Source organism: Nocardiopsis sp. FR4 (assembly GCF_009830945.1).
Lineage (GTDB): Bacteria > Actinomycetota > Actinomycetes > Streptosporangiales > Streptosporangiaceae > Nocardiopsis.
In genome coordinates this window covers 307485-324319 of the sequence record NZ_VWVV01000003.1, presented here as the reverse complement: position 1 = coordinate 324319, position 16835 = coordinate 307485, and the positions used below count along the sequence as shown (strand labels likewise).

At 68.4% G+C, this 16835-nt stretch carries 8 protein-coding genes; 2 read left to right on the top strand and 6 right to left on the bottom strand.

What is annotated here, in order from left to right:
• The first annotated feature begins 29 nt into the window (after window positions 1-29).
• Both FYW95_RS06165 and FYW95_RS06160 read left to right on the top strand, forming a co-directional pair.
• The gene (locus tag FYW95_RS06165; protein WP_160050117.1) at window positions 30-431 is read left to right on the top strand and encodes a hypothetical protein; all 402 of its coding nucleotides are present in this window, start codon (window positions 30-32) and stop codon (window positions 429-431) included.
• Window positions 432-493: 62 nt separating this feature from the next.
• On the top strand, window positions 494-9148 hold the full coding sequence (locus FYW95_RS06160) for an SNF2-related protein (protein ID WP_160050116.1): 8655 nt from the start codon (window positions 494-496) through the stop codon (window positions 9146-9148).
• A gap of 50 nt (window positions 9149-9198) precedes the next feature.
• On the opposite strand, the gene FYW95_RS06155 is transcribed toward FYW95_RS06160, so the two are convergent.
• Genes FYW95_RS06155 through FYW95_RS06130 form a run of 6 tightly spaced genes read right to left on the bottom strand, consistent with a single transcriptional unit; the run spans window position 9199 to window position 16824 of the window.
• Window positions 9199-9909, bottom strand: coding sequence for a hypothetical protein (locus FYW95_RS06155; RefSeq protein ID WP_160050115.1), 711 nt, complete (start codon window positions 9907-9909; stop codon window positions 9199-9201).
• A complete protein-coding gene (locus FYW95_RS06150) occupies window positions 9906-10415 on the bottom strand; it encodes a DUF4913 domain-containing protein (protein WP_236572095.1) in 510 nt (169 codons plus the stop codon). Before FYW95_RS06150 ends, FYW95_RS06155 begins: the two co-directional genes overlap by 4 nt.
• Window positions 10412-12139, bottom strand: coding sequence for a type IV secretory system conjugative DNA transfer family protein (locus tag FYW95_RS06145; protein ID WP_160050114.1), 1728 nt, complete (start codon window positions 12137-12139; stop codon window positions 10412-10414). Before FYW95_RS06145 ends, FYW95_RS06150 begins: the two co-directional genes overlap by 4 nt.
• On the bottom strand, window positions 12136-13683 hold the full coding sequence (locus FYW95_RS06140) for an ATP/GTP-binding protein (RefSeq protein ID WP_236572094.1): 1548 nt from the start codon (window positions 13681-13683) through the stop codon (window positions 12136-12138). The genes FYW95_RS06145 and FYW95_RS06140 overlap by 4 nt, the downstream gene beginning before the upstream one ends.
• Window positions 13683-15188 (bottom strand): SCO6880 family protein, encoded by a 1506-nt coding sequence (locus tag FYW95_RS06135; RefSeq protein WP_236572086.1) that lies wholly within the window; start codon window positions 15186-15188, stop codon window positions 13683-13685. Before FYW95_RS06135 ends, FYW95_RS06140 begins: the two co-directional genes overlap by 1 nt.
• Window positions 15178-16824 (bottom strand): TrbL/VirB6 family protein, encoded by a 1647-nt coding sequence (locus FYW95_RS06130; RefSeq protein WP_160050113.1) that lies wholly within the window; start codon window positions 16822-16824, stop codon window positions 15178-15180. The genes FYW95_RS06135 and FYW95_RS06130 overlap by 11 nt, the downstream gene beginning before the upstream one ends.
• Window positions 16825-16835 lie beyond the last annotated feature (11 nt).

Genomic DNA, 16835 nt, shown 5'->3' with positions numbered 1-16835 from the left:
AACGGATGAACGAGCTAGGACGCATCGCAATGGACCACTGGAAAGTGGCGCGGCCGATCAGCTTCCAGCGGATCCCCGAGGACGAGAGGGAGACGTTCTTCGCGGATCTGGGGGAGCAGGCCCAGCGGGAGCTGGAGAGCACGTGGATCTCCCTGGCGGGGGACGACCGGCCCGAGGAGACCATGCAGGACAAGGAGGGACGGCTGGCCATGGCCCGGCTGGCAGCGCGGGAGAAGGTCATGGCGGAGATGATCCTGCTGCCGGAGGACCCGACGGCGTTCTCGCAGGAGGAGCCGACGTGGGAGGACGTGGAGGAGACCAACTCCCCGACGGACTCGTTGGCGGAATGGATGGCGCAGGAGGACCCCGACGGGGAGGGGCCGCAGGACCCGCAGGAGTGGATGGAGTGGTACAGCCGCCGCAACGGCTAGCGGCGCCTCGGTTCCGTCCCTCATCCCAGACCGACCTGGCCCAGTCCGGTGAGCGCCGACGGGTGCGCAACAACCTTGCGGCAATCCGCTTGGTGCGCGCCCTGGAAGCCGAGCAGCGCCCGGCCACGACCGAGGAGCAACAGGTGCTGGCCCGCTGGTCGGGGTGGGGGGCCGTGCCGAAGGTGTTCGACGAACGCTCCAACGACCTGGCGCCTGAACGCGCTGAACTGCTGGAGCTGCTCAGCCCCGAGGAGTACGAGGCGGCCAAGGCCAACACGCTGACGGCCTACTACACCGATGCCGATCTGGTACAGGGAATCTGGACCGGAATGCGCGAGCTGGGGTTCGAGGGCGGCAACGTCCTGGAGCCCGGCTGTGGCAGCGGGAACTTCATCGGGTTCGCTCCCCTCGACACGGCGCTGCCCACGCGCATGGTCGGTGTCGAAATCGACCCCACTAGCGCGGCGATCGCCCGCCACCTGTATCCCGACGCCCAGGTGCTGACCGAATCCTTCGCCGAGACCATCGCCCCCGACGGGGCCTTCGACAGCGTCATCGGCAACGTCCCCTTCGACCGGCACACCCTCTACGACCCCCGGTACAACCCCTCCCAGGAGTCCGTCCACAACCACTTCATCCTCAAGAGCTTGCAGATGACCAAGCCTGGCGGGGTCGTGGCGGTCATCACCAGTCGGTGGACACTGGACTCCGACGAGGACCGGGTGCGCAACCGCATCACATCCATGGCCGACCTGGTGGGCGCCGTACGCCTGCCCGTCAACGCTCACGCGGCGGCCGCGGGCACCCGCACCGTGACCGATGTGCTGTTCCTGCGCCGCCGCGAGGAGGACCGGCCGCCCGCCCCGGTGGACTGGAACCGCCTGATCGAGATCGAGGGTCCCGAGGGCGTGGTGAAGGTCAACGCCTACTTCGTGACTCATCCCGAGCATGTGGTCGGCGACCTGGGGGTGCGCATGGGCCGCTCCGGTCCGGAGCCGACCGTCACCGCTCCCGACGGTGCGACCGTCGCCGAACGCTTCGACGAGGCCGTCCAGTCGATCACTCAACGCGCCCGCGAGCACGGTCTGACCGTGCCCGCCCCGGGCACGGAGTGGAAGCCTCTGGAACTGGTCGGCGCCACGGATGCCGGCCGCAACGGGCTGATGGAGGTCGACGACGGCGACCAGCTCACCCGCATCGTGGACGGGGTGCGCATCGAGATCGACCCGCCGGTGAAGAAGCACGCTCAGGAGCTCTTCTCCCTACTGCGGATCCGCGACTCCTACCTGGAACTGGTGGAGGCCGAACGCACCCTTCCGGTGGGCGATGCGCACGTCGAGGACCTGCGGCGGCGTCTGAACGACCGCTACGACGCCTACGTCGACCGATACGGGCCCATCAACCGGTTCACCTACAAGTCCAACGGCCAGCGCAACTATCCGCGGCTGGGCGGGATACGTGAAGACCTGATGGCCAGCCGGGTCCTGGCCCTGGAGAAGTTCGACCCCACCACCCAGCAGGCCCGCAAGGCCGAGATCTTCCACAAGCGCACCATTGCCCCGGCCGAGCCTCCCGACCGCGCCGAGACCGCGGCTGACGCGCTGGCGATCAGTCTGGACACCTACGCCGAGGTGCGTCTGGAGGAGATCCAACGCCTGATGGGGGTGGACACCCCCGAGCAGGCCCGCGCGGCACTAGGCACGCTGGTCTACACCGAGCCGGTCACCGAGGACCTCATCCCCGCGCCGCAGTACCTGTCGGGGGATGTGCGCACCAAGTTGCGGGCCGCGCAGGTGGCCGCGCGCACCGATGAGCGGTTCGCGCCGAACGTGGAGGCCCTGCGTCAAGTCGTGCCGGTGAATCTCACCCCGGCCGAGATCGAGGCCCGTTTGGGGGCGACATGGATCGATGCCTCCTACGTGCAGCAGTTCGCGCGCGAACTACTGGACGAGCCCGAGTTGAAGGTGCAGAACGGCGGCGGTTCGTACTGGACGGTCAGCGGTGGCAACCCCAAGAGTGTGCTGGCCTCCCACACCTGGGGGACGAAGAAGATGCCCGCCCAGGTCATCTTGCAGAACCTGCTCCAAAACAAGGCCGTCAAGGTCACCCGGACCATCACCGACGAGGATGGGCGTGAGCGCATCGTCCTGAATCAGGACGCCACTGAGGAAGCCCAGGGCAAGGCCGAGGAGATGGCCGAGGAGTTCGCGTCCTGGGCATGGCAGGATCCCGATCGCGCCCGGGAGCTGGCACGGGTCTACAACGACCGGTTCAACTGCCTGTCTTTGTGCTCCTACACCGGTGACCACCTCACCTTCCCGGGGCTGGCCCGGGAGTTTCGGCCCTTCCCGCACCAGCGGGCTGCGGTGGCCCGGGTGCTGAGCGAACAGGCCTCCTTGCTGGCGCACGGGGTCGGCGCGGGCAAGACCGCGGAGATGGTCATCTCCATCATGGAGATGCGTCGACTCGGGCAGAGCAGGAAACCGGCGATGGTGGTGCCCAACCACATGCTGGAGCAGGTCTCCCGCGAGTTCGCCGAGCTGTACCCGCAGGCGAAGATCCTGGTCGCGGACAAGGACATGATGAGCCGCGACTACCGGCAGCAGTTCGCCGACATCGCCGCTTCCGGGGACTGGGACGTCGTCGTCTTCGGACACAACCAGTTCAAGCAGTTGCCGCTGCCCAATGAAGAGCGCCGCGCCTACGAGGACAAGCAGATCGCCGAGTTCGAGGACTGGATTGCCTCCGCTGAGACCGATCCGGATGTGAACCCTCGCACGGTCAAGCAGTTGGAGCGCGCCAAGGTCCAGTTGAAGAACCGGTACCGCAAGCTGTGGGCACAGGTGGACACTGGGTCGGCGACGCTGGCCGACTGCGGGATCGACGCCATCGTCTACGACGAGGCCCACGAGGCCAAGAACGCGATGGTGCGGTCCAACATCCAGGACGCCGCTAAATCCAAACCGTCGTGGCAGGCCGAGGACCTGATGATGAAGGCCGACTACATCCGCCGCCAGGGCGGCAAGTTGGTGTTCGCCACCGCCACGCCGATCGCGAACTCGGTCTCCGAGGCCTACGTCGTCATGCGGTTCTTGCGCCCGGATCTGCTGCACCAGGCCGGGATCTACGACTTCGACCAGTGGGCTTCCACCTTCGGCGAGATCATCAGCGAGTTCGAGATGAAGCCCGAGGGCGGCGGCTACCAGCAAAAGGACCGCTTCGCCCGGTTCATGAACGTGCCGGAGCTGCTGCGAGCCTTTCACACCTTCGCCGACGTCAAGCTTTCCAGCGAGTTGGGGCTGGACCTGCCTGAGGTCGTGCGCCCAGTGGAGCAGGACGGCACTACGGTATGGGCCCAGGGTCGCGAGACGGTGGTGGTGCCTCCATCGGAGGAGCTGCTGGAGTACATGCAGACTCTGGGCGAGCGGGCCGACAAGGTCCGCCAGGGCAAGCCCGAAGAACGGTGGTCGGAGGCCAAGCAGGCCCTGCGCCCGGACAACATGCTGTGGATCTCCGCCGACGGCCGGGCCGCCGCCACGGATCTGCGTCTGGTCAAGGAGCCAGCCGCCCAGGACACCAAGATCATGCACGTGGCCGACAAGGTCGCCCAGATCTGGCGCGAGCACAAGGACGACGTCTACTACGACGAGGACACCGGGGAGGCAGAGGCCCACACCGGGTCGCTCCAGATGGTGTTCTGCGACCTGGGCACCCCCAGCGACGACCCGGACAAGTACGACGCCTACGAGGATCTGCGCGAGCAGCTCGTTTCCCAGGGTGTACCGCGCGAGCAGATCCGTTTCGTGCACGAGGCGACCAACGACAAGGCCAAGGCCGAACTGTTCGCTTCCTGTCGAGATGGCCGCACCCAGGTCGTTGTCGGGTCCACGAAGAAGATGGGCACCGGCACCAACATGCAGCGCCGTGCGGTGGCGTTGCACCATGTCGACTGTCCGTGGCGCCCGGTCGACATCGAGCAGCGCGAGGGGCGCCTCGTGCGCCAGCGCAACGCCAACACGCGGGTGCGGATCCTGTCCTATGTGACCGAAGGGTCCTTCGACGGCTACATGTGGCAGACCGCGCTGAGGAAGCTCCGGTTCATCGAGCAGATCATGCGGGGCCGGCTGGATGTCCGTGAGGTCGAGGACGTCAGCAACACCGCGATGTCCTATGCCGAGATCCAGGCCCTGGCCTCGGGTAACCCGTTGATGCTGGAGCGGGTCGTCAACGAAAAACGCGTCAAGAAGCTCCAGCGCGCCTACCGCAGCCACCACCAGGGCCAGGCGATGTTGCAGCGCACGATCGCGGCGGGCGAGGCGGAGATCGCCAACGCCACCGCGGCGATCGCGGTGTTCGACCGGGCCCTGGAGCAGCGGGTGACCACCAAGGGTGAGGCCTTCCGCATGGTGGTAGGCGAGGTGACCTACGACAAGCGCACCGCGGCCGCCGACGCACTGCGCCAGCATCTGGGCGAACAGGTGCGTGCCGCCCGGGCCGACCCGATGCGTCTGGGGACCCCATTCGAGATCGGCCGACTGGGTGGATTCACCTTGACCGGGACGATCGACCGTGGCCTCAGCGGCGGCCTGGTGACCAGCCTGTATCTGGACGTTCCGACCAACAATGCCTGGAACCACCAGTACGGCATCAGCAACAGCCTGGCCTACACCTTCGGCACCGTGCAGGAGTTGGCCACGTCCACCGGGCACGGTGTCATCGGGAGCCTGGAGAACACGCTGCGCCAGGTGGAGAACCAGCGCGCTGAGGTCTTGGAGGCCATTCCCCGTATCGAGAACGAAGTAGCCCATGCCCGGGCTGGCCTGGGAGCCCCTTTCGCCCGCCAGGCCGAACTGGAAGAGGCGTTGGCCGAGGAAGCGCGGATCCTGTCAGAGATGGGCCTGCCCCCGCGCGAGAGCAGCGTGCTGATCGAGGGGGGAGCGTCGGCAGACGTTGATGTGCTCGGCTCAGCAGTGGACGACGCTGTGGCCGTGGGCGCGATCCGCAGCACCGCCGTCGGCGGAACTAGGACAGCGGCAGAGGAGTCTTCTGCCGAGGCGCCGGCTCCAACGCCGGTACCGCCGCCAGCTCCGGTGCTCGCCTCCAGCGACTGGCGCGACGAACCCGACCCGGAGGAGGTGAAGGACAGCCCTTCTTCTCCCTCGCCCAAGCCCTCTACGAGCCCAGAATCGAAGCCGCCGGTCCCGGCCCCGGCGGCCGAGGTGGTTGAGGCGGAGGAATGGAGGCAGCAGGCGGGGGCCGCCATCGGGCTGTTCAGTCTTCCCCAGCACCGCCGAGCAGAGAACAACCAGCAGTTGCGCGAGCAGATGAACGAGGCCTTCGAAGCGCTGCTGGCCGCCGGTGAGCATGCCATGGTCGCCGACCTGGTGCGTCGGGCCAACCGGGCCGACCCGGAGTTCGTCATTACCCGCGAGACCTATCGCAGTCGCGCTGACGTCAACGACCCCCAGGCCCGGCGGCGCATGCTCGCCGACCAGCCAGTGCTCATCTCCGATGATCTGGCCCCGGGCAGCACCGGGGTGGTCCGTCATATCCGTGGGGAGAACCGTGCGGCCCTGCGCGAGGTCCTGGTCGAGGCCGGGTTCCAGGTCGATGAGGACGCCGACGAGGCGCTGCTGCTCAACGGTGCCCCGGGCCAGCGCCTGTGGGGCTGGTGGAAGGTGATGGAGGAGCTGGAGCGCATCGAGTACCTGGCAGAAGGGGGCTATGCGCGCATCACCGAGGACCAGTGGCAGGAACTCCTGCGCCGAGAGCAGATTTCCCCCTCCGACGTGACGGCCGACCCGGAGCTGGTCGTAGAGGAACCCCCGCAGGAGGAGGTGGGCCCCTCAGAGTCCACCACACCGTTGGAGGCAGGTCCGGAGCCGGGCGAGAACGCTCCCGCGCCCGAGCCGTCGGTACAAGCCTCCGCAGCCCTGGAGACGATCGACGGCACTGCATCGGGAGCGGCCGACGGGTCAGAGGAGCTGCCTCAGGCGCCGGCCGACCCGATGCAGGCCTCCGACGCACCCGATGCCGCGGCGCGTACGGCGCTGCGCCGACTCCAGACCGGCTTCGATCGGCGGTTCCTGGACGAGGAACGAGGCACCCTCCACCACGGCATCGACTACCTGGTGGACGCTGGCATGTCTGACCAGGCTCTCAGCCTGATCAATGACGCCAACCGTGTCGATCCGAGCAGCGCGTGGGGCCGAGAGGAGCAGCGTGGACGGCTGGTCTGGCGTGGAGCCGAGGCCGAGCAGCGCGCCCTGGCCAGCCCTCTCATCCGGATCGAGCATGACGGGGATCGCAACACCGTGGTGCGGGGCACCGATCGGGACGATGCGGAGATGCGTCGGCTGCTGAAGGAGGAGTTGAAGTTCCGCTGGTCCCGACGGTTCCAGATGTGGCATCTGCCCCGGAAGTTGAACGCCGCCGAACAGCGGCGACGGGTGAGCCGCCTGCTGACCCGGTTGGAGGAGATGGGGCGCGACCGCATCGCCGAGTCCCTCTGGGATGAGTTCCAGGAGCGCGAGCGCCAGCGCAAGCAGAACCAGCATGAGGACGTCATTGCGTCGGTGCGTCCCGGTGTGGAGGGACTGGTGTCCCACACCCGGCAGGAGGGCACCTACCGCAACGCCATCGTCTCGATCGACGCGATCCACCAGGGCTTGATCCGCAACGGCCATGTGCAGTTGGGGGATGCTCCCGGCACCGGGGATCCGTTGCCGTTCGCTGAGGAGCGCACCGCCCTGGTCACCGAGGGCCGGGAGGTGACCCGGCAGATCCTGGAGCGGTTCAACGCGATCCTGAGGTCGGAGAACCCTGATCTAAGGGCAGCCTGGACCCTGTACGAGGTGCTGCTGGTGACTGCTCCGCCCATGGACATCCCGGAGCAGCAGTTGGAGCAGACCCGCAAGGTTCTGGAGGACCGCTTCGCCAAGGCCGGGCTCACACTCCCAGTCGCGGCCGAGGCCGAAGCCGAGGCGGAGCACCAGGAACAGCCCGCCGTTCTGGAGGAGCAGGAAAACGCTCCGCAGGCGCCGAGCCCCCAGGAAAGCGTGCCCCAACGCGAGGAGGTCTTCGAGGTGGCGGACGTCGAACCGTCCGAGCCAGCACAGCAGGCGCCCCCCGGCCCTGAGGGGGCTAAAAAGTCTGAGAGGCAGATGTCCCAGGCCCCACCGGACCCAACCGCCCAGGTGCCCGAGGTAGAGCCCTCTGAGGAGCTGTCCGGGTTCCAGGCTGAACCCCCGCAGACCGACAGGGACCCCGAGAAGGCGACCGACGGGGACGGGGTGCTGGCGGAGGCCTCCGGGGAGGGAACAGCGTCGGAACAGCAGGCACTGGCTACCCCGGAGAACGTCAGCAAGGCCGTGGAAGAGGCCCGGCGGATGATCGTGGTGCGCAACATGGAACACGCACGTCAGACCGGGGACTACGGCACTCCGTTGGCGCTCATCAGCAGCCTGAACGAGGCGTTCGCTGCTGAGCATCCATCGGTGTTCGCTGAGCGAGGCCCCTTCGCAGCCGAGGTCGAAGAGATGGCTACAGCAGCGCGTAACCGGATGGCGCAGCTCACCGAAGAGTTCGAGCAGGCCGTGGCCGCTGGCGACCGAACGGCGGCTCAGGACATGATCGCCAAGATGCTCCGGACCGCGCCTACCGAGGAGCTGACCGAGGACGACTACAACAACCTGCACGGCCTATACGCCCAGGTGGACGAGCTTCTTCCTGTACCGGACTGGCCTGTGGCTCCGATGGCGGAGCAGGCGCCAGCACCCCAACCCGCCGACCTCTACGACGACGGCCCGGGGAACCCCTACGCCGAAGCTTCGGAGGTGCCGCACTCGGCTCCGCCGTTGCGAGGCAGCATCAGCCTTGCCGGTGTGGAACCCTACCCCGACCGGAGCGGTGCCGATCGGGCCACGTGGTGGATCTCCCAGAACGGGGTGCAGCGCTGGCAGGCCACCACCACCGCCGCGGAGTTGTCACGCTCCCAGACGCTGCCCCCCGATGACGCGATCGCCTTGGACCGGGCTCTGCACGATGTGGGAGCGCAGAGTCCGATGCGCGGAGGTCCTGCTGCGGCCGCCACCCGCTACGCCGACCTGGCCGGTGCGGCCGGTGCGGTGTTTGAGCGCATCGACGACGACCGTCAGCACCTGGCCCAGGCTGCAATGTTGGCTGCCGAGCACGCCGCCCGGCTGGCCGCCACCCGCGAGTACAACTTGGCCCGCCAGCACGGGGCCCGCCCTGCCCAGTTGGCTCGGCTGGAGGCCCGGCAAGAGGCGCCGCGCTATACCGGGATCGAGGAGGCCATGGCGATGTCGCAGGACATCGCGACCGTCGTCGGCCGGTGGGCACGGACCACAACTGCACGTCAGATGCGTGAGTCCACGGCTCAGGGAGCGGACGTAACCCGGGTACGGCAGATGTGGGAGCAGGTCGCCCAGGGAGGCCTGGCTGGAGGGCCCGGCCCCGCGGCGATGCGGTTCGAGGGGTTTTCCCGTGCGGTGGGGGAGCTGAACATGCGGTTGGAGGCTGAGACGGCACCGTTGAAGCAGTTGGGTGCCTACGCCACACGACACGCCGCCCGGCTGGCCGCCACCCACCAGGCGCTCTCTGCCGCCCGAGAGAGCGCACCCCAGTCCCAGGCTCGGGAGTATCAGATACGGCCCGCACAGCGCCTTTACCGGCCCGAGCAGGACATGGAACTCTGATGTGAGGGGGGTGCCGCCTGCGGCGGCACCCCCCCTTTTTTCCGGCTGGGTCACTCCAGGCTCTGCTGGGCCTTCCGTGTCCGTGCGGTACCTCGCCCGCGGGGCCCAGCCAAGCGGGTAGCGGCGTGCTTGCGCTCCACAGCGTCGCGGGGCGGGCGGGCGTTCATCGTATCGACGCGCATCCGCGTCTCGACCACCTCGGGCTCCAGGCCCTCGCGCAGCATCTCCTCCCGGGTGAGTTCCCGACGTTCCTCGGAGTCGTAGCGAGGCTCTTCCCGTTCCGGTTCCTCGACGTGTTCGGGTTCGGGTGCGTCGTGGTCGCGCTCTTCGGTGATCTCCTCGTGACGAGCGCGGATCTCCTCCAGGTCATGGCGGACTTGCTCAGGGGAGGGGGTGCGTAGGTCGTGGTCGTAGCGGTCCAGGACCTGTTCGTAGATGACCTCGTCGATGCGGGCCGCTTCTGTTTCGTGCTCGCGCCAGGTGACAGCGACCTCGTAGACCTCCGCGATCTGGGCGGGGGTGGCCTTGTCCCACCACTGGTCGTCGTCGGCCACGGCGAGCTTGTCGCGGGCGGCCTTCCACGCGGCCTCATAGCGCGCCTGTGCCTCTGCCCGGCGGGCTGCGGCCTCTTCGCGCAGGCGGAGAATCTCGCGAGCGCGGGCGATGAGGTCGGATAGACGACGGCCGTTCTGTTCAGCCAGGGCCAGAGCCTCACGCAGACTCCGGCCGAGGGCCTCATCGATGCCGTCGGACTCAATCATGAGGTGGCCTCCGTACGGGCGTCGGTGAACAGTCCGGGCGGAGGCGCCTCGTAGGGCAGGGGATCACCAGGTTTGTTGGCTTCCTGACTGGCACCGAAAGGCCCGTCGGGGTCGAACAGGCGCTCCATGTGGTAGTCGGCGTGGTCGCGCCACCAGCTACTCATACCGGTCGCGCCGTCCTGGCGCAGGTGCTCCCAGGACCGCCAGAGGCTGTCCAGACGGGAGACGGCTTCGGCTGAGCGCCACCACTGGGATGCCCAGCGGCGGTGTCCGCGCGGGCCGACCTTGCGCTGGTACATGGGCAGGATGACCTCGCGGACGAACTCGTCGACCGACCCGTAGTACAGCTCGGGCTGCTCCTCCTGGTCGACGCCCTCGGTGTCGTCCTCCTCCTCGTCGTCCCAGCCGTGCGGGTCGGGAACAGGCGTTGGTGCTGCCGGGGCGGGTTCGCCCATCAGGTCGGCCAGGTCCGCCAGGGCGGCTTCGTACTCAGCATCGGCGGTCACGGTGCGACTCCCCCAGGTTCGTGGTCGGCGATGGACTGCTTGATGGCCTGGGCATGGGGTCCGCGCATCCACGGCACGGTCTCCACCAGGGTGGGTGGGGTGCCGGAGGCGAACACGATCGCGCGCCCTCGGGGCAAAGCTCCCAGGTCGGCGACATCCAGCGTGGCCTGGCTGGTGAGCTGGTGGCTGGTAGAGCGCCCTTCCTTGGAGATGTTGGCCGAGATCGACTCGCGGTCGTAGTCGCCAATGAGCTGGGACAGCTCCTGAAGGAAGGCGGTCTCGGAGACGCCGCCGCCGTAGACCTTGATGTTGGAGGCCGACCAGAGCTTGCGCATGCCCTCTTGGCCCCACACCTCCACACCCTGCGACCAGGATTGGAGGATCGTCATCAAGACGATGCCGCGGGAACCGTAGTGCGAGTACAGGTCGGGGAGGCGCTGCCAGCGGCAGACATTGGCGGCCTCGTCCAGGACCCCGAGCAGAGGGGTGCGCAACCGCCCACCGGCCAGGGTGGTGGCCATCTCCTCGGCGGCTTCCACCACGGCCACGGTCAGCGCGGTCACCAGCGGCCCGGCGCTGCCCGCGCCCTCGCGCGAGAGCGAGTACAGGGTGCCAGTGGAGCGCACGAACTCGTGCGGGTCGAAGCGGGGACGTAGGTCCTCGGGGCCCTGGCGGGTGATCCACGCGGCGATGCGCCGGTTGGTCAGGCAGTTGGCCATCTGCATAGCGGTGCCGAAGACACCCGCCCGTTGTTTGTCGGGGGCTTCGATGATGCCCGACAGTCCGTCGGCTTGGAGGGGGAAGCCGTGGTCAGCGAGGATGTGCACGGCGGTGTCGTCGGTGGGCCGGGTCAGCCAGGTGTAGACGCCGGTGATGGGGCGCTGGTCCAGCGCGGCGGCCAGGAAGAGGTTGGCGAGTAGGTTGCGGCCCTCGCCGTCGAAGTAGGCGTCCGAGCGTGCTGAGGCGTCACGGGAGCCGCTGGCGAAGTGTTCGGCGAGTTGGGCGGCCTTGACTTCGTCGGTGACGTAGGAGAGCGGATCCCAGTACCAAGTGGGGTCTTCGAGCGCGACCTGCTGGGGGTCGAACGGCCAGACGGTGCCCTTCTCGGAGCGGGGGCCGCGGGTGGCGTCAACGATGTCGCGCTTGTTGGAGGTGACCAGGACCGCGCCGGGGGCGGCCATGATCGCGGGTACGGCGCGGGATGTGGTCTTTCCGGTGCGCGGTCCCCACACGTCCACGTGCATGTCTTCCCAGGACCCGTAGAGCATCTCCTTGCCCGCGATGGTGCGGCCGATGGGCACGCCGGGGGAGTCAGTGACACCGAGCCGTTGGGCGGTGGCGGTGGCCCCAGCTTCGGTGAGCGTGGTCAGGTCGCGGCCGCGGCCCAGGTGGGTGGCGGAGGCGTCCACGCGGGTGCGCCGGGTGCGCCAGCGCCGGAGCGCCCACGCGGCGGCGAGAGCGAGGCAGACCAGGATGGCGGCCAGGACGGCGAGCGCGACAGTGGCGGCCGTGGTCCAGGTCAGGTGTCCGGTGGCCAGGTAGATCAGGATCGTGAAGGGGTTGGCCGGCGGCGCGGGGGCGTCGGCGAGAGCGGCGGCCAGGTGCAGGGGGATCCAGGTCCCGGCCAGCAGCGCGCCGACCACTCCCAGGCCGGTCCAGATCATGATGGTTTCGGTGCTGAGCGCGCTGGGTCCGCGTTTGCGCCGGTTGGACTGCCCGCTCATCCCACGGTCTCCGTTTCCTCGTGCAGACGGGAGACGCGGGAGGTTTGGTGCCAGAGCTTGTTGGTGTCGTTGATGTTCTTCTCCACCGAGGTCAGGTGCACCTGGACCGGGATGCCCGGGCGGCCGCCGACTTTGACGAGGAACTTGCCGCGGCCGGGGGGTGCGGTTTCGGCTCCGGTAGCCGAGTCCCAGGCGGGCGGGTCCTGCCAGCCGATGAGCATCTGCTGCTCCGCCCGGGAGATGGGGATGGCGGTGTTGAGCATGGGCATCTCCGCCGACGGCAGCCCGCCGCAGATGACCATGCCCGAGCGCTCAACGAACCCACGGGCCTTGGCACGGTCCTCTTCGGCCGTCAGCGACATCAGGTCGCTCATGGTGTGGGAGATCATCGCCATCCCCACTCCCCGCTGGCGATTGAGGCGGGTCAGGGCGTCGACCCGGTCGACCATGCCCTTGCCGGCGCGCAACGCCCGCCACAGCTCATCCAGGATCACGAAGTAGTGCCTTCTGGGCTCCAGCCCCGCGTCGGCCAGGGCGTGGGCGACGTTGACGGTGCCGAATCCGGCTGACCAGCACGCCAGCAGCACAGCGGCCTGTAGGTCGGTTTCGGAGTCGTCGATGGAGCTGACGTCGAAGACGACTGGGCGGTCGCGTCGCATGGGGGTGGTGGTCTGCTGGGAGAACGTCTGACCCAACCGGCCACCGCCCAGCAGGCCGATGAGGCTGGCTTCGAGGCCTTCGGTGATCTCGCGGTAGCGATCCATGGACCCGCGGTCCAACGCAACGTGACGGACCTCCTCAGGGGCCTCCTGGACGACCTTGAGCAGGTCGGCCAGGACGGGCACTCCCTCGTGGCGGTCGTCCAGGACCTTCAGGGCCCGGTCCAGGATGGTCTCCTCCCGGTCCGAGGGAGGGGCCGCGCGCATGATGGTCAGCAGAGCCGAGACCATGGTGTGTCGGCGCCCGTGGGCGTCGGCGAGCACCTGGGCGCGGGCTTTGCCGGTGAGGCGTTCAGCGGCGGCGGTGGCCTCGCCGGGGTCGAGGATGTTGAGATGGCCGCGGCCGCGCCCCAGACTGATGACTTGCCCGCCCAAGGCCTCGATCAGGTCAACGTAGTCGGGTTTGAGGTCGCCCAGGACCAGCGGCTGGACCCCGTATCCGGCCAGGCCCGTGGCCATGCGCCGCACGATGGTGGACTTGCCCAGGCCCGGCTTACCGAGCACGAACGCGCTGGGGTTGGAGATGAGCTTGGCGCGCTGGAACCACGAGATCGGGTCGCAGCACAAGGTGGCGCCGGTGAGCAGGTTACGGCCGATGGGCACTCCGATCATGGGGGTGCCGGTGCCCGCGGCGAAAGGCCACAATCCGCAGACCTGGACGGTGGTGCCACGCCACTCCTCGGCCATCTGCACCATGGTCGAGGAGCCGCCGCCGCGCCCGGGCCACCCGCGCGGCCCGGGCCGACGCACCGTGGGGCCCTTGGTCTTGGGTTGTGTGTTCTCGGGAGCCGAGTCTCGTGCCTGCTTCTTGGGCTTCTTGGCCATCACAGTTGCTCCCTGATCTCGGCGGGCACCCGCAGGTGCTTGGGCAGGACCAGGCCCAGGGGAAGGGCGGAGGCGAACGCCGAATCCTGGGCGCCGTGAACCACTCGCAACCGCAGCCGCGCGGCCGCGGAGAGGTTGTCGATCGCTGCGGTGGCGTCGGCCTTGTCGTCGGCGTCCAGAACGGTGGCGGTGACCACCAGCCCGAAGTTGACCAACCCGGCTCCGGCTGCCTCTTCGGCCGCGGTGGCGCGGGCTTGGCGGGTGGACAAAACATCGCGGGCGGAGGGTTTGGCGCTGGAGGACTGGCGGAACTCGGCGGCGCGCAGGTCAGCTTCCACCAGTCCGGCAGCTCGGGCCGGGTCCAAGGGCCGATACAGCAGGGTGACACGTTTGCGGGCGATATCGCGGTGGGGAGCCAACAGCCGAGCGAGGATGTTCGACTGGACGTTTCCGCGCGGCGCGGAGGTCATCGACCAGGTCACCGATAGAGCACCATCGTGACGGTAGGAGTTCCAGGTGGCCTCGTGGGCAGTGGGGCCCACGTCGGTCCAGTCCATCTGCGGGACCTCACCGGCGGCGTGGGCCTCCTCGATGAGTACGGCGGCCGCCGGGTCGTAGGCGGTGCGGACGACCTCGCACAACTGTTGCGCGGACAGGGGACGCGCGGATCCGGCTCCGGTGGCGGCCAGCCCTTGGGTGAGGCCGGGCATGCGGGCGGCCAGGTCGCGGCCGATCTCCTCGGGCTTGCGCTTCTTGCCACCAGCTCGGGTCGCCGCGGAGAAGGTGATGGCCACGTACGCCTTCACAGTGGAGGATCCGGCCGGGTAGCGCTCGACAGCCTCGTGCAGCATGGCTTTGGCGAACTCGGGAGCGTCGGGGTCGATGTGGGTGTCGACCTCGCGGCGTAGCCGGGTGCCGGTGTCGGGGGCGGTTTCCACGGTCACCGAGGCGGCCTCGATGCCGGGTTCGTCGCCGAGGTTGGCCAGCCAGCGGCCCCATCCCGCGACCCAGATGTCGATCTGTTCGGAGTCGACCAGGGCTGCGCCGTCAGGTTCGGTGCCCACGACCACGGTGTAGTGACCGGTGAAGGGGACGTGGATGAGGGCGAAGGGGCGACCGTAGGAGTCGGTGTGCTCCGACAGGCGCGAGGGAGCGGCCAGGCCAGGGAGTTGGAAGGTGCCCCAGTTGGTGCGCCCGAGCGGCCCGGATCGGTACAGGTGGGCTCCCGAGGAGCGGGCGTTCCACCAGCCGATGCGGTCGGCCATGCGGGAGAGCAGGTTGCGGTCGTGCCGGTCCTTGATCAGCAGGACCAGCAGCACCAACCCCAGGACACCGCCGACGACGACTCCGGCGAACAGGCCGGCGGCCATGACGACCATGACCATGAACATCAGTCCGCCGATGAGCACCACGGTGCCCAGAGAGCCCAGGCCCATCAACCCGGCCGTGGTGGGCTTGCGCCAGTTGCCGTAGGTGCGCGGTCCGCGGGTGGTCTCAGCTGCCATCGGGACCCCTCGTCGCGTCGGTCATCGTTTCATTCGTGTCGTTTTGGAATCCCTCACGGGCATCGTCGAAGCGTTCGGCGACGACCATGGCTGGTGCTGCCGCCCCACCAGCGGCCTCGGCTCCGCCTGCCATCTCCGTGCCGCCGGTGGTCTCCATCGGTGAAGAGCCCGATCCGGAAGGCGTGTCACCGGTGGTCTCCATCGGTGAAGAACCCGATCCGGAAGGCGTGTCACCGTCGGTGCCGCCGGTCGGGTTGGTCGAAGGAGCTGTCTCTTCTTGTTCGGGAGGCTGGGTGCTGTCGCTGTCACCGGACCCGCCACCTCCGGTGGGTCCGGTCTCGGTGGCGCCGGAGGGTGCTTGGGTGGGGGCGCTGGCCGTGCCGGTGGCAGCCTGGTCCTGGCCGAGCTTCATTGCGCCAGAAGCCATCTCACCGCCGACCAGACCAGCGGCTCCGGCCATGGCTCCGCCCACGCCGCCACCGCCCAGGGAGGCTGCCGGGGCGATGAACTTCATCAGCGCGGGCATCGCGACCAGGGAGATGAGCAGCATGGCCACGCCCACCAGCAGGCTGAGCAGGCCGCTGCTGTCCTCGGCGAAGGCGCTGGAGCCCACGAGCTGGAAGGCGGCGGCGTAGATGATCGCGGCCGCAGGCTTGTAGAGGATGAACGCGATGAGCCAGCCCAGGAACTTCTTGAACCAGGTCTTGCCCATCTCGGTGTTGGTGAAGGAGGCCGCGAGCGGGAACACCCCGGCGAGCATGACGAGCATGCCGACGCGGATGAGCATGAGCAGGATCTGCAAGCTCGAAAAGAAGATGACGAACGTGCCAATGAAGATGGCCAGGAACGCGGTGATCCCGCTCTCGTCGGTGATGACGAAGGTGAGCATCTCCATCATCGCCTCACCGAACTCTGCGTCGGTGGACTCCTCGATGATCCAGACCGCGAACCCGTCGGCCGCGCCGACCGCCAGGCCGATGCCGGTGACACCGGCCCCCGCGACCACGACCAGGGTCATCAGGGACCTGACCAGTTCCTTGCCGGGTTCGGCGCGCTGCTCCCAGGCCATGCGTACCGCGCCGACGATGACCGACAGGACCGCGGCCGCCCCCATGTACCACCACAAGTGGCTTTGGAGGAAGGCGACCGGGCGTGCGGAATCCTGGGGTCCGGTGGCGGGCAGCACCCCGGTGACGATGCCCGAGGCACCGGAGATGAGCACCGTGGCGAACAGCACGATACCGAGCTTGGTCATGACGCCAGCGGCCTCACCGCGGCGGGCGTTGAGCGCCAGGACGGCGCCCAGGAAGATCAGGGCCAGGACGCAGATGCCCAGGGAGATCCAGGTGGCGTAGCCGAGCAGCGTCTCCAGGTTGGAGGAGCTGGCGTGGCTACTGCCAGCGGTGGGCGTCTCACCGTTGGCTATTCCGCCCTCGATGCCGGTGGGACTGGTCAGGTCGATGGTGCCGACGTAGATCCAGGAGGTGGCCATGGCACCGACGATGGATCCGACCGCCTCCAGGACGGAGGTGGCGAGTTTGTCCACCGCGTCGCCGACCAACGAGGTGGCCATCTCCGCGCCCATGCAGTCCAGTTGCCAGAAGTGGCAGTTCGCCCCCTCCTCGGCGTTGTTCATCGGTGGCACGC

Bases quoted from the DNA above. Each gene is read 5' to 3' on its own strand.
- FYW95_RS06165 (WP_160050117.1), top strand. From the start codon at position 30: ATGGACCACTGGAAAGTGGCGCGGCCGATCAGCTTCCAGCGGATCCCC.
- FYW95_RS06155 (WP_160050115.1), bottom strand. From the start codon at position 9,909: ATGATTGAGTCCGACGGCATCGATGAGGCCCTCGGCCGGAGTCTGCGT.
- FYW95_RS06145 (WP_160050114.1), bottom strand. From the start codon at position 12,139: ATGAGCGGGCAGTCCAACCGGCGCAAACGCGGACCCAGCGCGCTCAGC.
- FYW95_RS06140 (WP_236572094.1), bottom strand. From the start codon at position 13,683: ATGGCCAAGAAGCCCAAGAAGCAGGCACGAGACTCGGCTCCCGAGAAC.
- FYW95_RS06135 (WP_236572086.1), bottom strand. From the start codon at position 15,188: ATGGCAGCTGAGACCACCCGCGGACCGCGCACCTACGGCAACTGGCGC.
- FYW95_RS06130 (WP_160050113.1), bottom strand. From the start codon at position 16,824: ATGAACAACGCCGAGGAGGGGGCGAACTGCCACTTCTGGCAACTGGAC.